Source organism: Duncaniella muris, from assembly GCF_003024805.1.
In the GTDB taxonomy this organism is placed as follows: domain Bacteria; phylum Bacteroidota; class Bacteroidia; order Bacteroidales; family Muribaculaceae; genus Duncaniella; species Duncaniella muris.
The window spans coordinates 1-25,226 of the sequence record NZ_PUEC01000034.1; the positions used below are offsets into that span (position 1 = coordinate 1).

Here is a 25,226-nt window from a genome sequence, read left to right on the forward strand (position 1 = left end):
TGCGGATTATTGCTCCACAGACTCCCTGATCTATGCAACTAACCGTGCGTTGGCTGCGCTTGGATCTGAACTCTATATCAATTTTGCCCATACGGCTTAGTATAAATTAATTTTTACGACTTACTTAAATGTATTTGGCTTGACTGTTTTTGCTTCAATCAATGACGTAAAATCGCACGCCAACTTATTTTGCGCAATAAACCTGTCTATTGCATCTAACGTTTTGAAATAGTCGCCGCCATTGAAGTCATTGAACCGAACTATCTTCTTATATAATTGAGCAATCACATGGTTTTGGCTTTCCGTGTCTAAATGCAACAGCAGTTCTTGGTATTCGACAGGGAACACCTGCTTCTCTATGGATTCTTTTAATTTCAATTGTGCTATTCTTTGCCATACACGCAGAATAACATCGCTCTTTCGAGTTAATTTATGCAAACAATGTATAATCTTATCGATAAGCGCATTGTCCATACATTGTATAACTTCTTCTAATACAGTGTCAAATTGTTTATTAGTCTCTGCATATTGATTTATGTCGTGGTCTTCTTCTCCGTTGATGCAGCCTTCAATATATTTTTTCAATGGAATTTGTCGAGCATCTTCAACATCGACACCATATACCAAAGCTGCAATTTCGCGTTGTGTTTGCAGATCATTGTTAATTATTGTTTGAATGCCATTCAGATAGTCGCCGGACAATATTTGTTCTACTGGATTTGCCAGAATATCCGTCTTCTTCAAACAGAACAATGCTATGTTTATCATCAAAATTTCGTTACACCACTCTTGTTTAAGAGCGACCATCTCATTGATATATGATATAATTTCCCTAACATTGGCATTAGGATTTACCAATCTGAATATCCGATTTATAGTTTCTTTCGCTTCATTTTCTGTTTCTCCAAATGCTTCAACAAACAGTTTGTTGAATATACTTCGATAGTCGGTAATAACAGGAGGAGCAACACGATAAACAATAGGGAAAGTTTTATTGATAAAATACTTGGTCAGTTGTTTCGTTTGTTCGTCGGTCTCATCTCCGAATGCACAAGCTAAATGTGTTTCATCGAAAGGAATAACAGCCCAAACATTTTCAAAACCGCTATCGGCGAAGAACGTATGGATAGAAGACCATAATTCTTTTACTTTTTCAGCGGGGAGACGATCCATGTTGTCAAAAACAAGGACTAATTTACGTTGTCCTTTTTCCTTGATAAAATCAGAAATGTCTTGCATCCATGTTTTGAACTCGTAAACCGTTGGTTCGTCTTCGCTCAAAGTCTCATAGCAAACGTCCTTTTCGACTTTATCTTGATAAATAGCTAACATATAACTCCATCCATATTTATGATCTTTGCTATATGCCCATTTCCAAACGCACAATGCAATAAGAACTGGCAGTGCAGCTATGATAATAGACAATAAAGAAAACCACCATGTTGTGGGTGTAGGTTTTACTGCATACGCAATAAATGTAAATATCGGAGTTAAAACTGCAACCAAAAATGCCGCAACCATACCATTACTGATAAGGGGATATTTTTCGGTTACGGTCTCCGTTTTACGGGCTAATAAATATTTCAGCTTTTCAGACCATGATACGGTTTTCGTACCTCCACCTTTGACTTTTATTGTTGCATTTCCAGATAGGATACCATCATCAATAAGTTTGCTTGTAAGCAATTCCAATATAGAGCGGCGTTGCAAGTCCTCTTGATGTCCCCATGCGTCATACTCAAAAAAGTAATAGTCGTCTGATAATTCACGTTCCAACATTTTAACCACGTTGGATTTTCCAGATCCCCAAATACCTTCGATGCCGATAATTCGAGGTAAAGTACATTCCTCATCCAATGAATCATTCTGACAAAAATGGCGAGCAATAGTTTTTGCCAACCTTTCTTGCGAACCTCCATCGAATTTGTCAATACCACACGGTTTATTTTGGATAAACCGCGGATATTGCTGTTTGGATTGTAGTTTTGTTTCCATATACGTAATTTATTGATTATACGAACTCCAAATAATTCTCCCGATTTACCACATGAAACTCGGCATAGGGATAGGCTTCTTGGAAGGCTTTCGGTGCGGCCGGCATTTTATTTCCCCACTTGAACTCCAAGGCGGTAAGACTGTCGGCACTCTCCTCAATCAGGTCGATTTCCTGTTTGTCGTAGGTGCGCCAGAAATAGAACTCCCTGTGCAGTCCCTCATTGAAGTTCGCTTTGCGCCGCTCTCCGATGATGTAGTTCTCCCACAGCGCACCGACATCCTGCCGAATGGCCAGCGGTGAGAAAGCCCCGATAATGGCATTGCGAATGCCGTTGTCGTAGAAGTACCACTTGCCAGCTTTTGTAACCTCCTTGCGTAGGTTACGCGAATAAGCCCCCAGACGATAGATAACGAAGACCTTTTCCAATAGGTCGAGGTATTTTTCAACGGTCGTCTTGCTCATGCCGAGTTGTTTACCTAACTCTTCGTAAGAAACTTCGCTGCCCAACTGAAAAGCTATCAATCGCAGTAGATCGCGCATCTTGCTCGAATTTTTTAAGCCGTCAATTGCTAAGATATCTTTAAGCAGGTATGCACCGACAATATCACGTAGGTAGTCTGTTTTACGTTCATAGTTCTCCATCATTACTACTTCGGGATAGGAACCGTAAATCAAGCGCGCTTCGAGGTTCTGGCGGGTTTCAAGTGCCGTTTCCGTCTGTGCGATTTCCCGTTGCGAGAATGGTGTAAGGAGAAATTGCGTACTGCGGCCGACCAACGGTTCACCAGTCTTATTCAGCAAATCGAATGACGAAGAACCACTTGCCAAGACACTTATTCCCGGTATTTCATCAACTATCAACTTCAGAATACTACCGATTTGTGGTATGTTCTGTGCCTCATCAATAGCCAGCAAATCAATACCATCCAATAAATGCCGATAATTGGCTATTGAGCGATTCTCCAATAGTGCTAATGTGTCGTAGTCTTCGCCGTTGAGCATCATCGTCCTACCTGAATAGTTGTCCACAATTTTACGCATCATTACCGTTTTACCAACACGGCGAGCACCAAAAATCAGTACTGCTTTATTGGGCGCGATTCGTGCTGTAATCTTCTCTTGAAGTATTCTATTTACTGTTTCCATACCTTATAAAATATAATGCAAAGATAATCATATTTTTTTAATTGGCGAATTTTACAAAAAAAACGGGCTATTAAATGGCGATTTTTACAACCACAATCTTATGGAAGTTGTTTCATTGTTTTTAGTAATGATATATGTTCATACTATGATGACTCAATAATTTACCAGACATACGTTTCTGAAATTTGTCCTTATAGGAATGAAAAACTCACATATATTGTGCTAATTAATATATAATTAAATGAAAATAAAAAGACAGGATACGAGTATTCCTGTCTTCTCATATGTAATGGATATTTTTTTATTTTCTCATCCGCTCCAACTCCTCATCACGCAACATTCTCTCGTTCAGTTTTTCCTGCATCCTGTCAATGAAATAGGTGCGGCTTTCGTTCTTCCGGCGTTTGATATCAGTGTAGAAGCGGTAGCAGTCTTTAGAATCAACCCCGAATATCTTATAGAGAAGTGGGGCGAGCTGTTTGAGCGGCATATTGCCGTTGTTGATGCAGCCCATCACGTCTATGCCGTAGATAAGTTCCACGAGGTCGATGGCATTGCCCGTCCATTGAAGAAGGCTGGCGGTGGTTTCTGTTGCGTTGTTGGCGGATATTAGTGGTGGCACTTGGGGCGTGGCAAGGAATTTCTGCATCTTTCTTACGAAAGACAGAGCCTTGCTGACGTAGGCGGCAATCTCTCTTTTTTCTTCTGACAGATTACGTACGGGATGGTGCTGCAACTCGATTTCGATGTAGGCAAGCGCGATGACGGTAAGGTTCATGTCCATGCCGCCGTTGCACAGTTCGATCACTTGGGTGGCGAAAGCCGTGTATGCCGTTTCCATATTGCAGTCGCCGGCTTCGTTTATCAGGCGGAAAAAGTCGGTTTCCGCCAGCAAGAAATAATTCATGGTTCTGTCAATTTTGAAAATTACACTTTGTTTTCTGCGTGCGCACATGAATATAATTGGCAAAAAACGCGGCAGAAAATAAAAAATCCAACACTCAATTTTACAAAGTGCTGGATTTCAGAGGTATAAAATTCAGTATTTTTTCACAAGGACAAATTATCTCCGACTTAAATTGTTTGTAATCGGAACATTTATTCTATTCCTGAAAATAGAAATGTATGCTTGCCGCACATTTTGGCTATCTTGCTTTTTTATCAAGGATATAGATAATGCGACATACACCGTTGGGATAGCTTTTCAAAGAGGAAAGCGTCCAGTGTTGCTCTGGCAGAGCCGACTTAAAAAAATGTCGTCCGCTTCCGGATATGAAAGGAACGGTGTATAGTATGATTTCATCCACAGCGTGCATCCGCAGCAGTCCGTTTATATAGTCTGCCGTGTCCGGTGTGGCTTCCGCGAGGTAACGGATGTTTGTGCAGTCTTTTCTCCATTCGTGCAGCATTGAAATGGAATAGTCCGGTGTCACACGGTAAAAGGCTTTCTTCCTGATTTCATCAAGACCGCAACGGTCAAGGCACAAATCCTGATGTGCTTTATCATATAACTCTGAAGAAAGACATCCGTCCATCGTCAGTACGGCGAGAATCTGAACTTTACCCATAATCGTTTCCTTTCGTTAGGCAAGGGTAAAAAAGTAGCGTGCAATTCACACTACCTTCAAGCGATGGCTCTGGTAAAGCCTTTACGGAGAGTACGTGAATGCACGCTATGCGTAAGCATAGCATAAGCATCACGCAATCGTCTCCGTAGTTCCAATTTACCAGATTTTCGCTTGAAACGCCTTGCGGTCTTATCCTATATGTTGGCGGCGAAAAGCTCCTGCCAATCGCCGTTTTTCTCAAATGTTATGCAAAGATAGCCAAATTCAGTGAATTACGGGCTATGATTGCTTGAATTTATATTTAAGTCCATACTCTTCAAGTTTGCTGTATAGTGTTGTCCTGCCTATGCCGAGCAGTTCTGCGGCGACACTCCGGTTGCCGTTTGCCTGTTTCAACGCACGCAATATCCGCTCCTTATCCTCCGCGTCATTGCGCAAGGCGAAGCTGACAGTAGAGGTCGGTTTCGTCACGGCAAGTTCCAGATGCTCTTTCATGACAACACCTTCCTGCGCCTGCAATACAGCACCCATAACTTTCTGCCGAAGTTCCCGCACGTTGCCCGGCCATGCGTGTGTCAGCAACGCTTTACGTGCTTCGGAACTGAACCCGCTCACGCTACACTCCAGCTCTCTGTTTGCCATATCACGGAAGAACTCTGCCAGCGGCATAATGTCTTCTTGACAGTCACGCAACGGAGGAACGGTTATCCCGAAGTCGTGCAGGCGGTACAGAAGATCCTGCCGAAAACGCTTTTCATTCACCGATACCTCCAAATCTTCATTGGTAGCAGCGATGATGCGGACATTGAAATTCCGGTCTGCCTTGTCTCCGACCGGGCGATACCGCCTCTCCTGTATGGCACGGAGCAACATCTGTTGGGTTTCCAACGCGAGGTTTCCTACCTCGTCCAGAAACAACGTGCCGCCTTCCGCCTCATGGAAATATCCTTTCTTGGCATTGTCCGCACCTGTAAATGCACCTTTGACGTGTCCGAAGAAAGCCGACGGTGCAAGCTCTTTGGAGAGTGAACCGCAGTCCACCGCCACAAATGGCTTGCCTGCACGTTTGCTCTTGTCATGCAACAGGTGGGCAATATGCTCCTTGCCCGTGCCGTTCTCACCAAATATCATCACGCTCATATCGGTGGCGGCTACCAGCCTTATGCGGTGCATGATTTTCTGAAAGGCGGAACCTTCACGGGCGAATATAGGCATACGGCGTTGTCCTGCCTGACGTTCTTTCAGTATGGAACGGATCAGGGGGACAAGTTTATCCTCCACAAGCTGTTTGGGAATATAGTCTATCGAGCCGAGTTTCATGCTTTCCACGGCGGTATTAACTTCGGCGTAGTCGGTCATAATGATGAAGGGCTGCATCTTTCCCTCCTTTCGCATCCAGCACAAAAGGTCTATGCCACTGCCGTCAGGCAGACGCAGGTCGGCAACCACGATATCATTATCTGTTGCCTGTTGCAGATGTTTCTTCGCGGTTGAGAGGTGGTAAGCCTTCATATTGCGGTAGCCCTCCCGTGACAGCATATTGCAGACATATTCGCAATACACGATGTTGTCTTCCACCACAATTATTTTTGTCTTATTCATCTTCGTATTTTCTCCTTTCCTCTTCTGCCAACCGTATTATTTCCACTCCCTTATCCAGCACGGCAGTCACGGCATGGCTTAACGCTTCACCATCCGGGAGAGCATCGCCACGAAGCAATCCGTAAAGTACATTCAGCGGTTGGTCGGCACGGAGCACCTCCCACGAACTGCGCAGGTGGTGGATCAGGGAATCCAGCTTTTGCAGGTCTTTTTCTTTTGCTGCATCCCGTACCGCCTGCATTTCCTTTTCTGTTTCAGTTATCAACTTTTCCAGCATGACGGCTTCATTGCCATAGGACAATAAGGCGGAAAAGTCCGGTTTCCCGTCCGGTGTCGCTTTTATGGCACACCTGTCGGAAACCTCCATCAGTTCCGATATGGAGAACGGTTTGAACAGGCATCCGGCAAAGCCTTTTGCCAATAGTTCCCCTTTGTTACAACTGCCCGAAGCGGTTGCCACAACCACCGGGATTGTTGGTGAATTGCCCACGTTGGACGAACGCAACAGTTCCAGCAATTCGAAACCGTTTATATCGGGCATATTCAAGTCTGTCAGCAACAGGCTGTATTCTTTCTGGCGTATCATTTCCATCAGTGCCGCAGCATCGGTGCAAGTGTCGCAGTGTATTCCTTCTTGGGAATACATCTCTTTCAGCATCAGAAGTAATACCTCATCATTGTCAATGGCGACAACATCATGGAATTTATTGTTATGATAAACAGGTGTATTGCTTGTATATCCAAGCTGTTCTTCAGCTTCCTGCATAGAAATTTCAACTGTGAAACGACTGCCTTTCCCTTTCTTGCTGTCTAAACGGATTGTTCCGCCAAGCATCGACACAATATTACGCATTATGGCAAGCCCAAGCCCGAAACCCTCCTTTGCGGCGGCATTTGATAGACGTTCAAACGCACCGAACGCTTGTTTCTGTTCCTCTTCTGTCATGCCTGTACCTGTATCTTCAACGACCAGTGTCAGAACTCCATTATCATATTCAGTAATCAAAGAAACACCGCCTTCTTCTGTGAACTTGACAGCGTTTGACAGCAGGTTATTCCCGATTTGTATTATTCGCTCTTTGTCGGTCAATACAATGGCATCGTGTCCAGTCTTCACGGACAAGGACAGCCCTTTGTTCACGGCAACAGGCATGAACTCCGTTTCAAGTGTGTGCGTGATTGCTGAAATCCGGCAGGGTGACAGACGGGGCTGTTCCTTGCCGTTGTCCAGGCGGAAGAAGTCAAGCAAAGTGTTAAGCATATCCCGCATACGGTCGGAGGATTGCAGTATGTTTTGGATATACTGCCCGGACTTATCCTCACACTGTTCTTTCCGTATCAGTCCGGCATAGCCTGTTATTGCTGTCAGCGGTGTGCGCAGTTCATGGGTGATAGTATGTACCGCCTTCTTCCTTGACGTTATCAGTGCCTCGTTCCGTTGTACGGATTGTTCCAGTTGCCTTATCAAATCAGTTGTCTTGTGCTTGTATTGTTTAATGCTTTTTGCATCACGATGTATGATGATGTAGGAAATTAACAACAATAGAAGAACGAATCCCATTAAACCGCCTACTTGCATAAATGACTTTTCACGCATGGCAACTATTTCGTTTTCCCGGCTTTGCAGTTCGGTTTGTACCTTTTCTTCTATTTGGCAAATCAATTCTTGCAGTTGTCTGTTAAGTTCTGCATTACGAGCTGCAAGGCTGTCGGCTTGTTCCGACAATTGGCGATCCTGCACTTTCTGTTCGCTGATTACGTTTCTATTGACCGAATGAAGGATAGTGGTTGATACTGCTGGAGTTACTTCCTTTTTTTTGCCGAATATGCCTAAGAAACCTTTTCGTTTTGGCTTTTTGGACTGTTCCTGCACACTTTTCTGTACAATAACCGGAATTTGATTGGCTATCTTCTTGTTAATAGATTGTTGTTCATCCATTAACCGGACTATCTGGAACATCTGTCGTTCCTTATCCTCTAAAAGACTGCGCACACTATCGATGCGCTCTGCTGGATAGGTGGCCTTGAAACGGCAGAGCATACTGTCCATTGCCATACGCCGTGCATGGTAATGCTCGATATCTTTATCGTTCCATTCCAGTATTGTTTCACCCAATAGAGAAAATTTTATCATTTGAATATTGATATTGTTTATTTCTTTTCGGAGCTCGTCTATTTTTTTATTGCCAAGTTCTAATGCTTCTATCTCCTGCCATTCATAGAGGCTATTATATGCCATACATCCGATAAGAATGGAGATAAGTATATATCCCAACCGTATTGCCTTATAGAAATTTCCTGACCGCTCCATTATTTTAATGACATTGATTTTTGGAACATGAATAAAAGTTTATCTTTTTCGTTCATGCGGATATTATCAGAATAACCGTCTTTTGTTATTTGATACCCACATGGCTTAACCATAAAAATGCCTAAGCCCTTAGTGTACGAACTTACTTCTGAGGCATAGTCTTTACTTGTATTTAATGGAACTTTCCCTTTAATATGACACCACTCATTATTACAACTGATGTCTTCAATCTCAGACATCAGTTTTTGCAAATCTGTAATAGCTTTGGAACTCGCTACTTGGGGTATCTGCAACTCAAAACAGAGCATCGGTTCGAGAATGTCCACACCTGACTGTTGCAAAGCCAGCCTGAAGACATAAGGGGTCAGCTGTCTGAAATCAGCAGGTGTACTTACCGGGCTATAATACTCGGCTTGAGTAAAAGTTACTTTCAGATCTGTCACTTCCCATCCATGTAAACCAGATTGGCAAGACATACGAATCCCTTCAAAAACGGCATTTTGAAAAGAATGGTTCAGATAACCATAGGAGATGTCACTTTCGATTTGCAACCCTGCCCCTAACGGTAAGGGTTCAAGAGTCAGCCCTATTGTGGCCCAGTAAGGGTTGGGTGGTACTTCGATCTGAATAATCTTATTGACCTTTTTTATAGGTCGTTCTTTGTAGATAGTCTTGATCTCATCAAAATGGACCTTTACGGAAAATCGTTCTTCCAGCAATGTCTGTATGATTTCCTTTTGGGTCAAACCATATAACGAGATTTCCAATTCATCACTATATGAGTTTATGGAAAAGGACAAAGACGGGTCTTCAATCCACAATGTATTCAGAGCGGATATCACCTTGCTTCTCTCTTCGGGCTTATTTGGCCGGACGGAGGATTTGAGAGCGGGATGCTGATGAGATAATCCTTGAATCAAACAAGGTTTAGCACCTAAATAATCTCCGATTCGAAAATCTTCTATATCTTCTACAATCGCGATATCATTGGCACCCACTTCATCAACATTTATCTCTCTGCCCTGATAAATAGTCTTTAGATTTTTAATCTTGATGAATTTTTCCGAATCGTTGATTCTTACAACGTCTCGAAGTCTCAGACTTCCGTCAATTATTTTAAGAAAACTTCTTTTATGCCCTTTGGGGTCATGCTCTATCTTATAGAGATAAGCTGAAAGTCTGTTTGAGACTGATGCCGGAGGAAGTATAAAAGAAGAAATGGCGTCCAACAACTCATTGATACCGATATTGAACATTGCTGATCCATGTAGCACCGGATAGACTTTGGCTTTTGCCACAAGAGCGATTATCGTATTCCAATAATCAGCCGGTGAAATTTCGCTATCCGCCAAATATCGTTCTAATATATCGTCGTCATGGTTGCATACAAATTCTTTGTATTCTTCCTTTATATATGTTTGGGAGCAAACCGGATAAACCGATCCATCGACAACAGTTTGCATAAACAGGACATCTTGCGACAGATTTGTTTTTATATCCATATACAAACGCTCCAAATTCACACCGGCACGGTCAATCTTATTGATAAATATAATTGTCGGGATTTGCAGCTTTTGTAAAGTACTGAACAGCAACTTTGTCTGCGCTTGTATGCCTTCCTTTGCGGATAAGATGAGGACTGCTCCATCAAGCATTTTGAATGTCCGCTCCACTTCCGCAATAAAATCCATGTGTCCCGGAGTGTCAATGATATTGCATTTCACTCCATTCCAGATAATAGATGTCGTAGAAGCCCGGACAGTAATTCCTCTACGTTTCTCTATATCCATAGAGTCCGTTATGGTGTCACCATTATCCACACGGCCGCACTTTTCCGTTGCTCCACTGGCAAACAGCAGATTCTCGGTTACGGAAGTTTTTCCTGCATCAATGTGAGCAAGAATTCCTAAATTTATAATATTCATTTGGATTAAGCAATAATATACTACAGTAGATGCATTGTCGAAACGCACCTTTTAATACCTCCTCGTAGCATATGAGAACTACAGGATTACTAACTCGTATTAATATGTATATTATTACTGCCGCATAACGATTACAAAATTACACAAAAAAATATATCTAACAAAAGTGGGAGGATTTTTTAACTTTTTACCATAGACATTTTATTAGGGAAGCGTAGGTTCAACTGGCAAGTACAAATAAGTAGAAATGTTTGAACAACACCGTTTTAGGAAGTTGAAAAATCAAGTTTCTCTCTCGGTATAGCGTTTATTTTGGCCAATATCTTCTTTAGTTTAGCATTTGTGTATTTCCCATTCGTGTTCTATTTAGCTCCTTATTATGAGTATGTAGCAAGTTACTTATCAAATTCAGCCTCTTTGAGGGTCAAATATGGTTTTGCAAATGGTGACTGACAAGACATAAACAAGGTCAGCAGGAATTTTTTACATAAATGGACATGAATGTATATAACCTAAAATAAGAATAAATTTTAATAAGGGCTGCCCAAAAAGAAAAAAATGCAGTTGCCATCCTATAGATACTTGCAGAAAGGATAAAATTTACTTTTAGACCTTTTGGGATAGCCCTTATTAATACTTCAGATAAAATTCCTTAGGTTATATTTTCAATCCTTTGGACCGGGTTTCCTCCTTGGCATACAGTCCCGGACGCCCGATTATGACATGGTTGGCAACGATACTATCCGCCGGACTGCGTATCTGCGGCGGTGCATTTTCGGGATATTGCGCCTGCCTGTTCCTCACATCTTCCGCTTCCGGCTTGAGCTGTTGCCCTTCATTCTCCTTTTCTGCGACTTCGGGCGTGGGTGGCGCAAGCTCCAGCTGAATTTTTCGGTCAAGGGCGGCAAGTTCGGACTTCAACTGCTTCAGCTCGTCCTCCTTCTTCCACACCTTACCCGCTATCTCCTGTAACTGCGGTATCTCCATCTCCAGCACCTCGTTCTTCGCCTTGTACTGGTCGATGATGGAGGGTATCCTCTCCATCGCGTTGAGGAAGTTGCGGGCGGCGGCCAACGGGTCAGCCATCGCCAGATGCCCGTTGTTGTAGGTGTACTTGTAGTTCCCCTCGACCACGAAGCGGTTGTCGGTGAACTCCAATCCCTCTTTGAGTATCCTTTCGCTCACCACCTTTATCGGAAAACCGTAAAGTTCACCGACCTGCGTGTACAACCCTCCGGTCGTGGCATTCTTGGCTATCTCCTGCAAACGCTTTCCGATGACCTTCTCATCGGCGGAATCCACTCCGTCCACCTTTATTATATTAAGGCGGTTGCCCTCCTTGTCGGTCTGCACCACCGACAGGAAGCGGTTCCAGTCCTCCGTCATGGCATCTATGAAAGCCGTGTTGTTGCGCAACTCGCCGGTCTTTGACTCCAGCTTGAACTCCGAATCACGCTTGCCCTTGTTGAACGACTTGCGTTCCCCTTCGAGCGATGCGATCCGCTTTTCCAGTTTCGCCTTGTCCAACAGGTCGGTATTGCCGGAGAGCAACGCCATGTATTCCGAGAAATTCATGCCCGATTTTTCGTCCATTGCCCCCTCGTCGATGGTACGCGCACCCATCGCACCGCTTTTGAGCTGGCTTATGAAAGTCTGCTTGCAGTGCAGGAGGTTGAACTTGTAGCTGTCCAGTGACTTCTCCACCGCGTAGATGATTACATCCACGTTGTTCCCGGCGAAATGTTTGGCAATCTCATTACCTGCCCTAACTCCGCGTCCGTCACGCTGTTGCAAGTCGGACGGTCGCCACGGCGTATCGAGATGATGGATAGCCACACACCGTTTCTGGGCGTTCACACCCGTTCCGAGCATAGAGGTAGAGCCGAACAGCACACGCACCGTCCCGGCGTTCATGGCGTCTATCACCGCCTTCCGCGCCTTGTCGGTCTTGCACTCCTGAATGAAGCGCACCTCGCTTGGCGGTATACCGTAGTCCTCCGTCAGTTTGCGCTTGATTTCCGAATAGACGTTCCACCCGTCGCCCGGCTGGTATGTCCCCAAATCAGAGAAAACGAACTGCGTGCCTTTCTGGGCGTCGTATTTTTGATAATACTCCGCGATCATCTTGGCACAGTGACTCGCTTTGTTGTCGGGATGATCTTCGTAATTCGGGTCTATCATGCGCATGTCGAGTGCCATTTTCCGGGCATAGTCCGTGGCGATGAGCATCTTCGCCTTTTCTTCCGTTTCCGAAAGCGGCAGCCTGCCCAACAAGGTGGCATCGCCCGTCTTGGCGAACTGCATCAGTTTCTGTATGAAGTCCTCCTGTTCCGGCGTGGGCGGTATATGGTGCAGTATCTCGTTCTTGGCAGGACGGTCAACGCCCACATCCTCCGCCGTGCGGTAGTCCGTGATTTCATTATAGAAGGCGGCAAGCTCCGGCACTTTGATGAAGTAGCGGAAACGCTCCTTCTGGACCACATTGTTCGTCACGTTAAATTCAAAATCCGTCGTCTTCTTGGCAAATATCGCCGCCCAAGCGTCGAAACAACAGATAACTCAACGCATAGAAAACCGATATAATTAGATATGGATAAATATGAAGAATATCAATGATTTAGCGAATTGTGTCGTTTGATTGATTTGCCGTGTTTTCGACTGTTTTTCGCATTTAGTACACAATTAGTACATTTCAGTTGTTAATAGATGTTGAGGGCAATTTTCACGTTTCGCAACGTGTGGCTACCTTTGTTCTATAACAACAAAATTACTCAATAAATGGCGAAAATCCAAACGCGAAATAAGCAGAATCCGAAGCTCCAGCAGTCCGAACTGAAAGACGGACGCGCAAGCCTCTATCTGGAATACTATCTCGGACGCACTGAATCCCCGGTGCTTGACGAGGACGGAAATCAAGTATTCTATACCACCGGAGCGATGGCAGGGAAACCAAAGTTCAAGGTCAAGCACGACCGCCGAAAAGAAAATCTGAATCTCTATATCTGGCTTCATCCGAGAAACCAAGAGGAAAGGATACAGAATAAAAACACTCTGGCACTCGCCGAGAAGATACGTTTTGAACGTGAGCAGGCGTTTCTTGAAGACCGAGCAGGATACAGGCTGAAAAAGGACAGACAGACAAATTTCCTCGCCTATTTCAAGGAGAAATGTGAATCGGAGAGGTTCACTTACTATGTCCGAAAGTCAGTTGTCCAGACTTACAACCGTTTCATCCGTTTTCTCAAGGAAACACCGAGATACAGCAAGTATGACACATTCTTGCACATGGAAACCATAACCCCGGAACTTGTCTTGAAATTCGCTGAATTCCTCCGGGCAAACGGCAAGGGAGAGGGTCCGAACAAAATGTATCATTATTTCAAGCGCATCGTGCTTGACGCGATAGAGGACGGTCTGATGCGCGGCAATCCCTGCAAGGGCATATCCGTCAAACACGACCGCAATCAGGTTACAAAAGAGGTTCTCACTCTCGATGAAGTGAGAACGCTTGTCGGTACACACTATGAAGGCGAACACAAGGAAGTACAACGAGCGTTCATATTCACTCTTTTCACCAGCACAAGATGGTGTGATGTGAAACTGCTTACATACGGGAATGTGGATGCCTCCACACGGACACTGCGTTTTAATCAGAAGAAAGTAGAATCAAGAAGCTCACACAGTGCCGTGTCGTTTCCGCTTAACGATGATTTGCTTGCACTGATAGGCAAGCCCTCCGAGCCATACGACCCAAACGAACTGATATTCAAGTTGCCGAATTACTCAACCTGCAACAAACACCTCAAACGGTGGATTAAGGAGGCAGGAATAACAAAATGGATTTCATGGCACTGCGGCAGACATTCCTTCGCGGTCAATATGCTCGACAATGGTGTCAATATAAAGACGGTATCGGAGCTTATGGGGCATTGCGGGATAACCACAACCGAAAAGTATCTCCATGTTTTCGACAAGCAGAAGATGGATGCAGTCAACAGCCTCGGCTCAATCGGTTTCGGAGCAGCGGAAACTTAAAAATCGCTCAAGTCAATCGCACTTTTCGCATTATCGGGTTGTTATTCAGTTGTGCAAGTGAGAATAAAAAGCTAACTTTGCATACGAAATCGCAGTCAAAATCATTTTGATTGTGGATTTTAGTGGTCGGACATCGGGAGGGATACCCGGTGTCCTTTTTCTTCTCATCGCCAAATTTCACTTCACATTTGCATAATTCAAAAAATTTTCGTATCTTAATATAGCAATCCGACAAGGGTAACAGTCATTTTCAGTCCGGCGACAGTCAAACGCAGTCGCAAGGTGCTGAAAATTCGGATAATCCGTATCGGAATTGTATTTTCGTTGCGTCGAAAGGAGAAATGACCGCCGAAAAGAAAAAGCAGGACACATGGCGGAATAACGCGGACAAAGCCGGACACTGCGAACCATCGCGGATTTCTCCTTGTTGAAAGTAACGGAGCAATGGCAGCCGACGTGCCGGGCACAATGATTAAAACCGCTATGATGATTGCAGCGGCATCAGTGTTCCCCCTCTGCCGACCGCACCCTTGTGAAAGGTGATTATCGCCGATATAATCAGGCATATTCAAGACCGTTATCAACGCGGAAAAATCCGCACGCGATAACAGGCAGCCCCGTTATTGCCTTATATCCCGTGGCAAGAGCCGGGCATCAGAGCCGATATTTCAGTGGTTTTCGCCGCTTTGCAAGCACACGGACGATTGTCCGATATTAGTTTAACCGCCGACCAGCCTTATCCCTCCGGGTGTAGTCATGGGCTGGAAGGCACATATTAACCCTATTGACAACACCCCCACATCTGTATGATGACACCGCAAACGTTTTTAATCCTTAAAAGCCCATGCCCGATGCGCTAAACAATCCCCAGACCACTCAAACATCCACAATCCGAATCAACATGACTGACTTTTTGCATCTCCCTCTGGTGGAAGTCCTCAAACTTCTCGTAAGGGGGTCGGTGGAGGAATATCTCGCCGAAAAGGAAGCCAACGCTTCCGCACGCGCCGTTACCACGGCAAACAACGAATGTGAATCACTTGACATGAAGGGGGCTTTGGAGTTCCTCAACTCCAACGGCTACCCGATAAAGAAAGGACAGCTCTACAAGGAAACGAGCGCGGGAACCGTGCCGTTCCAGAAATTCGGCTCCAAGCTGCATTTCAGAAAATCCGAGCTGTTGCAGTGGGCGGAGGCGCGCCTCATCGACGGAAACGCCGTCGGCGTACTCGTGCCCGCCACAACAGGGAAAGGAGGGAGGCGATGAAAAAAGAAGAAAAAACCGCAGAAAAGACCTCCCGCAACCCCTTTCCCATTGATGTGCTTCCGAGAAAGATGCGTGAAATCATAGACGAGGCGAACACGACCCTCGGATTTCCGAAAGACTATCTCGCCATGTCGATGCTGACGGCGGTTGCCGCCGCTGTCGGAAACACACACAACGCCGAACACATGGCAGGCTGGCAGGAATACTGTATTCTTTTCGTCGCCCTCGTAGGTCGTCCGGGAGCCAACAAGAGCCACCCGCTGAGCTTCGCCATGCAGCCGCTCATAGATTTCGACGCGGAGCAGTCGGCAATCTTCTCCGAGGCTATGAAACGCTATCTCGCGGCGATGGAGCTGCCGCCGAAAGAGAGAGCCGCAAACGGCTATGAAACGAACCCGACCGAACCGAGGCGCATCCGCTTCACAATGCAGGATGTCACGCCGGAGGCGGTACACCGCATCCTCTCGGAAAATCCGAGGGGGCTGTGCCTCTATGCCGACGAGCTTGCCGGGTGGTTCAAGAATTTCAACCGCTACAACAACGGCTCCGAATCGGAGTTCTGGATGTCGGTGTTCAACCACAAGGTAGCCATGTCCGACCGCAAGAGCAGTCAGAGCGGCGTGTTCATCCGCAATCCGTTCCTCTGCGTCATCGGCACGATCCAGCCCAAAGTGCTGGGCGAGCTTGCCGCAGGGAACCGCAACTCAAACGGTTTCACCGAGCGTTTTCTCTATGTGGTGCCGGACGACCAGACAAAGGCGAAATGGAACAGCGAGAGAAAATCGCCCTCATTCGACATCGTTTCGGCGTGGCGTGAGATTGTCGGCAGACTGACCGGGATTGTTCCTGCGGCTGACACCAGCGGCGACATAATGCCCGAAAGTGTACCGTTCTCGCCGGACGCTCTCCAACGCCTCTATTCATGGCAGAACGAATCCACGGAGCGGTGCAACGCCGAGGGGAGCGACACGCTCACGGCGATTGCGAGCAAACTTGAAATCTATGCCGTGCGGTTCTGCCTTCTGCTCGCCCTCTCCGATTGGGCGTGCGGGGCAAAAAAGAAAAAGGCGATAGAGGCGGCGACCGTCGAGAGGGCTATCCGTCTGACGGAGTATTTCCGAGTAACGGCTACGAGGGTGCAGGGCATCATCGGCGAGGACGCGCTGACCGATGTGCAGCTTGCCGTGATGTCGGAACTGCCCGCCACGTTCTCCACCGCCGAGGGAGTGGCGATAGCCGCCAAGAACGGGATGCCGGAACGGACATTCAAGCGTTTCCTGCGTGACAAGCGGGGAGTTTTCTTCTCTCACGACAGCCACGGCACATATACCAGATTCTAAATTTACCCTTGACATTTTTGGCACTTTGGCATTTTCTCCCTTACGGGCGATTGTGCCAAAATGCCGAAAGTGCCACGGGGTTATCTCTAAATTTGAAATGATGAAATCGATGTTTTTTCTCGGTGTACCACTATACCCGTTACAGTGGTTTACCGCCCTGCGCCCCTCATCCGCGGAGCAGTTCCATCCGTGCTGCCGCGCACGGAAATTACAGACACGCGGGAAATTCCTTAGCATATTAGGGAATTTTCCGAGCCGCATATCGTTCCGATACGCTAAAAATATCCCCAATATGCCAAAGGGTGACATCCCTTTGGAAACCCCTCAACGGCTTAACATGAAGCCGTACACTCCGATTGCTCCGCAACTTAAACTCGTCCGCCTATGAGCTACGCAGTGTTACACATCATCAAGGCGAACTCGTCGCTGAACTCGATAGCCAAGCATATCGAGCGCACCGCCCATCCCGAAAACGCGGACCCGACGCGGACGCATCTCAACCGCTACAATCTGGTCGAATATCCAGACGGGACAACCGGGCTTGCGGCGGCTGTCGAACACCGCATAGCCAATGCCGGGATTACCCGCAAAATCTCCGACAGGCAGGTTCGGTGCCTCAACCTGGTAATGACCTCCGACAACGAGGGTATGCAGAAAATCATCGACAGCGGCAAGCTCGACGAATGGATTGCCGACAACATAAAATGGGCGCGCGACACATTCGGCGGTGACAACGTTGTCGGAGCCGCACTGCACATGGACGAGCGCACTCCGCATCTTCACATCGCCGTCGTTCCGATAGTGACCGCCGAGAGAAAGAAGAAAGCGAGGGAGGCGACGGCAAAGAAGCGTTACCGCACAAAAGCCGCCAACCGTCCGAGGCTGTGCGCCGACGACATAATGGAGCGCGGAAAGATGAGCCGCTATCAGGACATCTATGCCGAGGCTATGGCGAAATACGGTCTGGAGCGTGGCATCCGTGGTTCAGAGGCGCGCCACATCGGGCAGCACGAATATTACCGCGACTGCATGGTGAAGAAGAAAGGTCTTGAAGAAGACATCGGCAATCTCTCCATTGAGAAAAGAAAGCTCGACAAAGAGAAAAAATCTTTGGAGAGCAAGGTGGAGAACCTTGAGTGCCGGACTACCGCCCTCGACACCCGGAAGAACATGCTCACGCAGGTAAACGAGGAGATACGGCAGCAGAACAATGAACTCTATTCCGAAAACACCCGGTTGACCGAGGCTAATTCTTCTCTCGCCGCCGAAAACAAATCGCTCATGGCGACATCATCAAAACTCTCCGATGATGTTGCCCGGCTCCAAATGCAGAAACTCTCCAACGAGGCAAACGGAGATTTCCAGAAATACAAGGCTGACATTGCCCGGTATTTCCCTGACCTTGAAGATTTGCTGAATTGGGGACGATACTGTACCCACATCGGATTTCCCGACCGCTTCACGCAGCGCATACTTGCCCAAGAAAAGGTAGGATTTGCCGGAGCCCTTTTCTCGTCGGAACACAATCAGACCTTCCGCACAGAGGGGTCAGTTGCCAAATTGGAAAGAGATCCGGAGAATACACACCGTTTCATGTTGAATATCGACGGCGTAAGCGTCTTTCAGTGGTTCCGTGATATGGCTCGCAAACTCTTTGAAAAGCTCGGCCTCAGGCCAAAAGAGCCAAGACAATTACGCAAGCATAAAATCTGATTGCAAATTAAGTTCCTGGATGTATTGAATTTCAGGAACTTAATTTTTTTGAAGATAATCTGTTTTATTCAGTTTAAATGTCTTCTTAATGTGAAATAGACCACTCGCCAAATTCCTTGCCATATCTAATTTCTTTACCATTTCTATTATATTCTGTGCCAAATTTGTCTACAAAGCCTCCATGTATCGGCAAAAGTGAATCCATATATTTTTTACTATATTCAGGAGTGAAAGATTCTATTATCTCCCACCAATAATCCTTATTGATAATGCGCATTATTTGAGCAAAATCAAGCATTGGAATCATGTAGACAACCACCCCATTCCCATTTATGAAAAAAATAGACCACCCGCCATCAATCTTGAGACTACCGTTACATTTGAATTTGCAGGCTGCAATATAAGAGTTTCCTTGAGGTAGCCAACCGACAAATGAACGCCATAAACCAAAATAAGTCCGAAATGAAACGGGACAATCGTTATTTAACTGCCAATAATTTGCATAAGGCTCCTTGATAAATACACTATCCATATAGATTTCGTTTATGCGTATACAAATCGGATGTTTCTCATTATCTCCTCCCATGTGAATATCTTTTAATACTGAGACTGCACAAGGCTCATGAAAAAAGCCGCCCAATAGGTAAGCGTCACCCAATACCTTATATGCCCATTGTTCGTGTTCATCGACATTGATTATAAATTCGGAGTATTTGTCGCTATCATTATTGTCTAATAATCCTTTTTGGAGATAGATATCCTTAATGCTGTCTACGTTGGCTGTTGCGATATAAGTCCATTCAATAATGTCAACGGATTTTGCCGACACCGAATCTTTGATGTTTTTAATCACTATCGATTTAATCCACTCAGTAAGCTCTTTTTGGGTTTTAAATATAGGCACATCTTGTGTATTATTTTGACAGGATGGAAATACAATATTCATGATGAATGCCAAAATGCTGATAGATAATGCCACTCTCATACCAACCTAATAAATTGAATTTAACAGATGATATATTTTTTCTTTCAATATTCCAAGATTTCAATGTCAGTAGGCTTTCCTTTTACATCGAAATATATAAAAGCCATGTGACGCACACGCTCACCAAAACTGTTTTTACACGTAAAATTGTGTTTTAACACATAGCGTTTTGTCTGAGAATTTGAATCCCATACTGCGTCATTCCAACTTCCACCTTCATAACTTGATGGATTATTTATTTGAGATTTAATAGCCATTACAGCTTCTGTATGGGCAGCATCAGTTAATCTTCCATTTTCAACTTTGCTTTCAGGGAATAGTTGACTGAGAAGCATTATTAATCCTGCGATGAAAAATGTAATCAGAAACTTTTTAAGCCAAGGATAACTTTCTCCAAAGCTTTCTTTAGATATTACGACATCACAATTAGGGTTTGTCATCAAATCCGGCTGCACATCATCTCCTTCCTTTATTGCATTAATAGCCCTAAGAATAGCAAGAGATGGTGATTGAACTCTATTCACATAAGGTTTAAGGTCTGCTGTTGTAAAAACAAGTATGTTGCAGTAAGCTTCGTAAAGTCTTTTTAGAGAAATACTAAAATGATTATTAGTGGACGCTCTAGTGCCAACAACTTTATCGCCTACTACTTGGATATCAGTGTAGTCTATTCCTGTGATACTTGTCGCAGAATTTATTTTCTTTATTGCCTCCACAAATTCGGAGTAATTTAAATCGCCGTTTTTTATAAAATATGGCATAACAAATGATTAAGTCGAGAATGGCCCTTTCCCGTATATTAAACAAAAAACGTGAGCCAACTATGCCACGTCTTAACTTGAAGGTCGTAGGAAACCATGAGAGCAGATGTAACGATAGTGACCCACGCATATGCGTGAGAACCACTATGCTAATCCTTGCTCTACAGAAAGTGTCCTACGTTTTCAAGTTACAAGATTGAGCATAACGCTTCTTATTTTTCCAGAATGTAGCGGACTGACCGCTGTCAATCCAATTACAAAGATAGTGATTTTTTCTCAATGTAAGGCTATATATCCTCTCGAATTATCAGCAAAAGAGCGAAAAAGAATCGAATTAAAAATAACTAACTCCCCTTAAAAATCCATAAATTCCTTTATTCCATTTACTCTAATTATCGCAATAAGTACATTTTTAGTACACTTAAATTGTGATTTATTGCTGGTAATCAGCATTATAAATATCTCACATCAAAACACCTTATGTCCTGCCGTTCCAGCTCCTTCGGGCGCAGGTACTTGAACAGCAGGTACAATTCAGTCAGTGAGTTGCTGATAGTCGTGCCGGAGAGGAAGGTCGCACCCAAGTCTTTTCCTGTGCGCTCCTGTATGGTGCGTATGGCAAAGAGCATGTTAAGTGCCTTCTGGCTTCCCTCGCTGTTTCCCAATCCCGCCACACGGTCGTGGCGCGTGTTGAAAGTCAGATTCTTGAACTGGTGGCTCTCATCTATGAAGATGTGGTCGATGCCCATCTGCTTGAAATCCACCACGTCGTCCGTGCGTGACTTTATGGCGTGTTCCACCTTCTCCAGCTTCGCTTCAAGGTTGTGCTTGCGCTTCTCCAATCCTTTCAGCATCGCCCGCGACACGTTCTTTCCCTGCTGCCGTAGCACTTCGAGGTTTTCCTCCACCGTGTCAAGCTCTGCTTGCAGGATGCGCTGCTGCAATTCCGGCGACTGCGGTATCTTGCCGAACTGGTCGTGCGACATGATGACGCAATCGTAGTCGTTGTTCTTTATATTATTGAAGAAGCGCACACGGTTGGCGGTCGAAAAGTCCTTCTCCGAAGCGTACAGAATACGTGCGTTGGGATATGCCGCCTGATAGGTGGCTGCAATCTCCGCAACGTTGGCTTTCAGCCCGATAATCATCGGCTTGTGTGCCAAATTCAGACGCTTCATCTCATGCGCGGCGATGCACATTATCAGCGTCTTACCGGTTCCCACCTCGTGGTCGCAAATTCCGCCGCCGTTCTGTTTCAACATCCAGACGCAATCCATCTGTGAGGGATAGACGCTCTTGATACCCCGGCTTGCCAGCCCTTTCAGGTTGAGGTCGGGAAAGGTCTGATGGGAGCCGTCGTAGCGCGGGCGCACGAAACAGTTGAACTTGCGGTTATACATCGTCACAAGCCGCTCCTTGAACTGCGGCGACTGCTCTTCGAGCCATTCGGAGAAGCCGTTTCGTATCTCGTCAATCTTGGCGTTGGCGAGTTGTATTCCCTCGCTGTCGCGCATCTTGATGTCGTTGCCATGCTCGTCCTTGCCGATGGACTTCATCATGTCAGGGCAGGTGTTGTGCAGGGCGTGTTTTAGGAGGTGCATACCGTCATAGTTCCGGTAATACCCCTTCACCAGAAACTCGTCCGTGATTTTCATGGTGCGGTAGCCGCACACCACCGAAAACTCGTCCATGCTTGCGGAATAGGCGATTTTCACCTCCGTGTCGAACAGCCGGCTCATGTAGGCGGCATAGACACCCGTCGGAATCCAGCGTTCCCCGAAATTGAAGTCCAGATCCTCGAAGGCGATGCGCTGCGGCTCGGCATCTTTCAGAGCCTCCAACGCCTGCTTCACCTCCGGCATACGCTCATTTTCGGGATTGTCACCCATCCATGCCTCTATGCGTTCCGCTTTCTCTATGACATTTCCGGCGATGAAACGGTCTTTGATTTCGTAACCGGTCACGAGCGGATTGTAGTAGATGCGCCCTTGCAGGGCAGTGAGCAAATCCTCCGCCGTGCTGTCGGTTATCTCCCGCATATAGTCGAGATTGACCGTACCATATTTGTTGAGCGACGCAGACAGGGCTTCTTCGGGAGAGCCTACGTTGGCATGGCTCTCCACCGCGAAGGAAACAGGATGCTCGAAGATGTCCGCCTTGACGAACTTTCCGTTTTCCATCCGTTCCAGCGAAAGGATGTCGCGCCCGCCCGCATCCATCATCACTAACTTCACGTTCTGCTTGGCGTTGAGGTTGCCGTAGCGCATGACAAACTCATCGTAACAGGTATTCAGATGCTCTCGCCACGGAACATTTGCCTCGCGCCGGAGCGATTCATAACGGTACAGACGCTCGTAGGCGTCACGCAGCGACACATACAACAACGCCTTTTCCTTCTGGTATCCTTTCAGGTCGAGCGGCTGGAATGTCGCCCCGTATGGCGTGATGTCTTTCAGGTAGCCGATGTTATGACGCCCCCGGTCAGCCACCAGCGACCCTTCGCGCAGGTGCATCTCCGGCGTGCGGTGGTAGGCACGCGGAGAAAGGTCCACGACTTCCTCCTTCGGCTTTTCCGCTTCGATGTCGGGGAAAAGGAAAGTCCCCACCGCTTCCGATGGGGTATCTGTAACGGCAGGTGCGGCGACTGCCTCCGGCTGTGTTTCCTCCTGTCGTGGCTGCTCACGGGAAGTTTCCGGCACGGCTTTCACTTCCGTCTTTTCCGCCACTTGTTTCTCGTTATGCTGCCTTGCCAGTTCCCGAAGTTCTTTCCTACGCTCCGGCGTCAAACCCATCATCATTTCATAGAAACCGTTGATGGGAGGATTGGTATCCCAGTCCAGTGTGGCATAGATGTCGTCCGGGTCGGCAGGCTTGGCGGTGTTCTCCGCTTTCACCTCCTTATTCTCCATTGCGGGTTTTGCAGTTGGAGCTGTCGGTGTAACCGTGACTTTCGGTTTGGGCGGAGTGGACTTTGCCGTAACTGCCTTTTTCACCGTCTTTTTCTTTTTGGAGGTTTTCGGTTGGCTGACCTCTTCCGTCATCCCCCAGAGGTCAAGCAGGGTGAGCTGCACGCCTGCGGAATATTGCGGGCGCGGTTCTATCTCCGGCTTTTCATCTGCGGGTTGCGGCTTTTCTGTCGGAGTTTCCACCGTCTGCGCCGAGGATACTGTTTCCAATTTTATGGCAGGACGCTCTACTTTATTTTGAACGGCAACTTTTTCTTCCGTTCCTGCCTGCCGGATTGAACCCGAATACAAGCGCATGGCAAGCCTGTAATGGAAATCCTCGTCGAGCATACGGCGCAAATCCCCGGCGATGCCTGCTGCCTTGCCCTCGTGCAGATAAACCATAGCGGGCTTCCCGTAGGGGTCTGTGTCAAGTTTCGCCATCGTATGCACGATGCGTTCCGGGTGGTGGATGAAATAGGCGTTGTCGGTCAGGGCGGTTTTCGTGTCCGTCTGTATCACGGTCATCAGCCGCTCGTCCTGCGACATTTCCTTCTTGCTGAGGTTCTTTTGCAGGACAATCAGGTCACTGCCCACCTCCGTGCCCGCGTTGTCCGTGAACAGGTTGTTGGGCAGGCGTATCGCGGATACCAGATTGGCCTGACTGAACAGCTCGTTACGCACGGAGGTCTTGGTGCTATTCAATACCCCTTGCGAGGTGATGAACGCCACGATACCGCCGTCACGCACGGCATCCAGTCCTTTGAGAAAGAAATAGTTGTGGATGGTTTTCTGGGCGGAGCGTCTGCCGAAAGAGTCGCTCCGCTGAAACTCCGCGTCGAACACGGCAATGTCACCGAACGGAATGTTGGACACCGCCAAGTCGAAATAATTGTTGAACGGTCTTTCGATTTTCTCAAAACCGCAGGTGCGCATTTTCTGGTCGGGATAGAGATGCCTCAAGATTGTACCCGTGAGCAGATCCTTCTCGAAAGCCATCACATCCGCATTGGGGCTGTGCCGCAGCATGGAATCCACGAACACGCCGACACCTGCCGACGGTTCGAGCATACGGGCGGGGCGGACGCTGTAATCTGCCAGCACGTCCGCGATGGTGTCGGTTATCTCTTTGGGGGTGTAGAAAGCGGTCAGCACGGACGCTTTCAGCGAATCCACAAACCGCTTGTACTCTGTTTCGTCCTTGCTGTTCTCACGGATAAGCCTGTGCAGCTCCACCGTCGGGGCGAACAGTTCGAGGTCGGATTTCGCCCACCGGACGGCATCCGTCAGTTCCTTTGCAGGGTTGAGGATACATGGAAAACCCAGGCTCGGATGACCCCTTAGACCAAGGTTGAATTGACCCCTGAAAATATTTTGAATTGACCCCTGAAAACGTTCTGGCCGACGGGGTCAATTTTATTTTGTCTTATCTGCTTTTTATAGCTTTGAGCTTACGGACGCTTTCGCCGGTAAGCGTGATTCGATGAGCAGTGTGGACAATGCGATCGAGTATTGCATCTGCCACTGTGGAGTCACCGATAGCTTCGTACCAGTCCAGTTCGGGGAGCTGTGATGTCACGATGATTGATTTGCGACCATGGCGGTCTTCGATGATTTCCGTAAGGTGTGCGC

The 25,226-nt window shown here is 46.6% G+C and carries 13 protein-coding genes and 3 pseudogenes; 4 read left to right on the forward strand and 12 right to left on the reverse strand.

The window, feature by feature from the left end:
* Positions 1-126: 126 nt before the first annotated feature.
* The 8 genes and pseudogenes from C5O23_RS12045 to C5O23_RS12080 form a co-directional block, all read right to left on the reverse strand.
* Positions 127-1,995, reverse strand: a pseudogene (locus C5O23_RS12045) (P-loop NTPase fold protein); the annotation flags it as partial.
* Positions 1,996-2,011: 16 nt separating this feature from the next.
* Complete coding sequence (locus C5O23_RS12050) at positions 2,012-3,142, reverse strand: ATP-binding protein (RefSeq protein ID WP_004291480.1); 1,131 nt, start codon at positions 3,140-3,142, stop codon at positions 2,012-2,014.
* 301 nt (positions 3,143-3,443) lie between these two features.
* Positions 3,444-4,049 (reverse strand): RteC domain-containing protein, encoded by a 606-nt coding sequence (locus C5O23_RS12055; protein ID WP_004304269.1) that lies wholly within the window; start codon positions 4,047-4,049, stop codon positions 3,444-3,446.
* Between the two features lie 238 nt (positions 4,050-4,287).
* Complete coding sequence (locus C5O23_RS12060; protein WP_004291474.1) at positions 4,288-4,710, reverse strand: dihydrofolate reductase family protein; 423 nt, start codon at positions 4,708-4,710, stop codon at positions 4,288-4,290.
* A gap of 279 nt (positions 4,711-4,989) precedes the next feature.
* A complete protein-coding gene (locus C5O23_RS12065; protein ID WP_004291471.1) occupies positions 4,990-6,312 on the reverse strand; it encodes a sigma-54-dependent transcriptional regulator in 1,323 nt (440 codons plus the stop codon).
* On the reverse strand, positions 6,305-8,623 hold the full coding sequence (locus C5O23_RS12070; protein ID WP_004291467.1) for a hybrid sensor histidine kinase/response regulator: 2,319 nt from the start codon (positions 8,621-8,623) through the stop codon (positions 6,305-6,307). Before C5O23_RS12070 ends, C5O23_RS12065 begins: the two co-directional genes overlap by 8 nt.
* Positions 8,623-10,548 (reverse strand): tetracycline resistance ribosomal protection protein Tet(Q), encoded by a 1,926-nt coding sequence (tet(Q), locus tag C5O23_RS12075; protein WP_004291466.1) that lies wholly within the window; start codon positions 10,546-10,548, stop codon positions 8,623-8,625. The genes C5O23_RS12070 and tet(Q) overlap by 1 nt, the downstream gene beginning before the upstream one ends.
* Before the next feature lie 657 nt (positions 10,549-11,205).
* Positions 11,206-13,104, reverse strand: a pseudogene (locus tag C5O23_RS12080) (helicase-related protein); the annotation flags it as partial.
* A 222-nt stretch (positions 13,105-13,326) separates the two neighbouring features.
* Between C5O23_RS12080 and C5O23_RS12085 the strand changes: the two are divergent.
* The 4 genes from C5O23_RS12085 to mobV all read left to right on the forward strand — a co-directional run bounded on the left by C5O23_RS12085 (position 13,327) and on the right by mobV (position 18,903).
* The gene (locus tag C5O23_RS12085) at positions 13,327-14,583 is read left to right on the forward strand and encodes a site-specific integrase (protein ID WP_107033189.1); all 1,257 of its coding nucleotides are present in this window, start codon (positions 13,327-13,329) and stop codon (positions 14,581-14,583) included.
* A 901-nt stretch (positions 14,584-15,484) separates the two neighbouring features.
* The gene (locus tag C5O23_RS12090; protein WP_107033190.1) at positions 15,485-15,850 is read left to right on the forward strand and encodes a MerR family transcriptional regulator; all 366 of its coding nucleotides are present in this window, start codon (positions 15,485-15,487) and stop codon (positions 15,848-15,850) included.
* The gene (locus C5O23_RS12095; protein ID WP_107033191.1) at positions 15,847-17,190 is read left to right on the forward strand and encodes a DUF3987 domain-containing protein; all 1,344 of its coding nucleotides are present in this window, start codon (positions 15,847-15,849) and stop codon (positions 17,188-17,190) included. The genes C5O23_RS12090 and C5O23_RS12095 overlap by 4 nt, the downstream gene beginning before the upstream one ends.
* 384 nt (positions 17,191-17,574) lie before the next feature.
* The gene (mobV, locus tag C5O23_RS12105) at positions 17,575-18,903 is read left to right on the forward strand and encodes a MobV family relaxase (RefSeq protein ID WP_107033193.1); all 1,329 of its coding nucleotides are present in this window, start codon (positions 17,575-17,577) and stop codon (positions 18,901-18,903) included.
* An 85-nt stretch (positions 18,904-18,988) separates the two neighbouring features.
* Here the strand turns inward: mobV and C5O23_RS12110 are convergent, their stop codons facing one another.
* From C5O23_RS12110 to C5O23_RS12130, 4 genes and pseudogenes are all read right to left on the reverse strand, one after another.
* The gene (locus C5O23_RS12110; RefSeq protein ID WP_133166562.1) at positions 18,989-19,849 is read right to left on the reverse strand and encodes a hypothetical protein; all 861 of its coding nucleotides are present in this window, start codon (positions 19,847-19,849) and stop codon (positions 18,989-18,991) included.
* A gap of 83 nt (positions 19,850-19,932) precedes the next feature.
* Positions 19,933-20,649, reverse strand: a complete 717-nt coding sequence (locus tag C5O23_RS12115) for a hypothetical protein (protein WP_107033195.1) — start codon at positions 20,647-20,649, stop codon at positions 19,933-19,935.
* Between the two features lie 467 nt (positions 20,650-21,116).
* Positions 21,117-24,917: pseudogene (locus tag C5O23_RS12125) on the reverse strand (N-6 DNA methylase); the annotation flags it as partial.
* 103 nt (positions 24,918-25,020) lie between these two features.
* Positions 25,021-25,226: ATP-binding protein (locus tag C5O23_RS12130; protein ID WP_161553606.1), on the reverse strand; the 206-nt coding region annotated here is incomplete at its 5' end.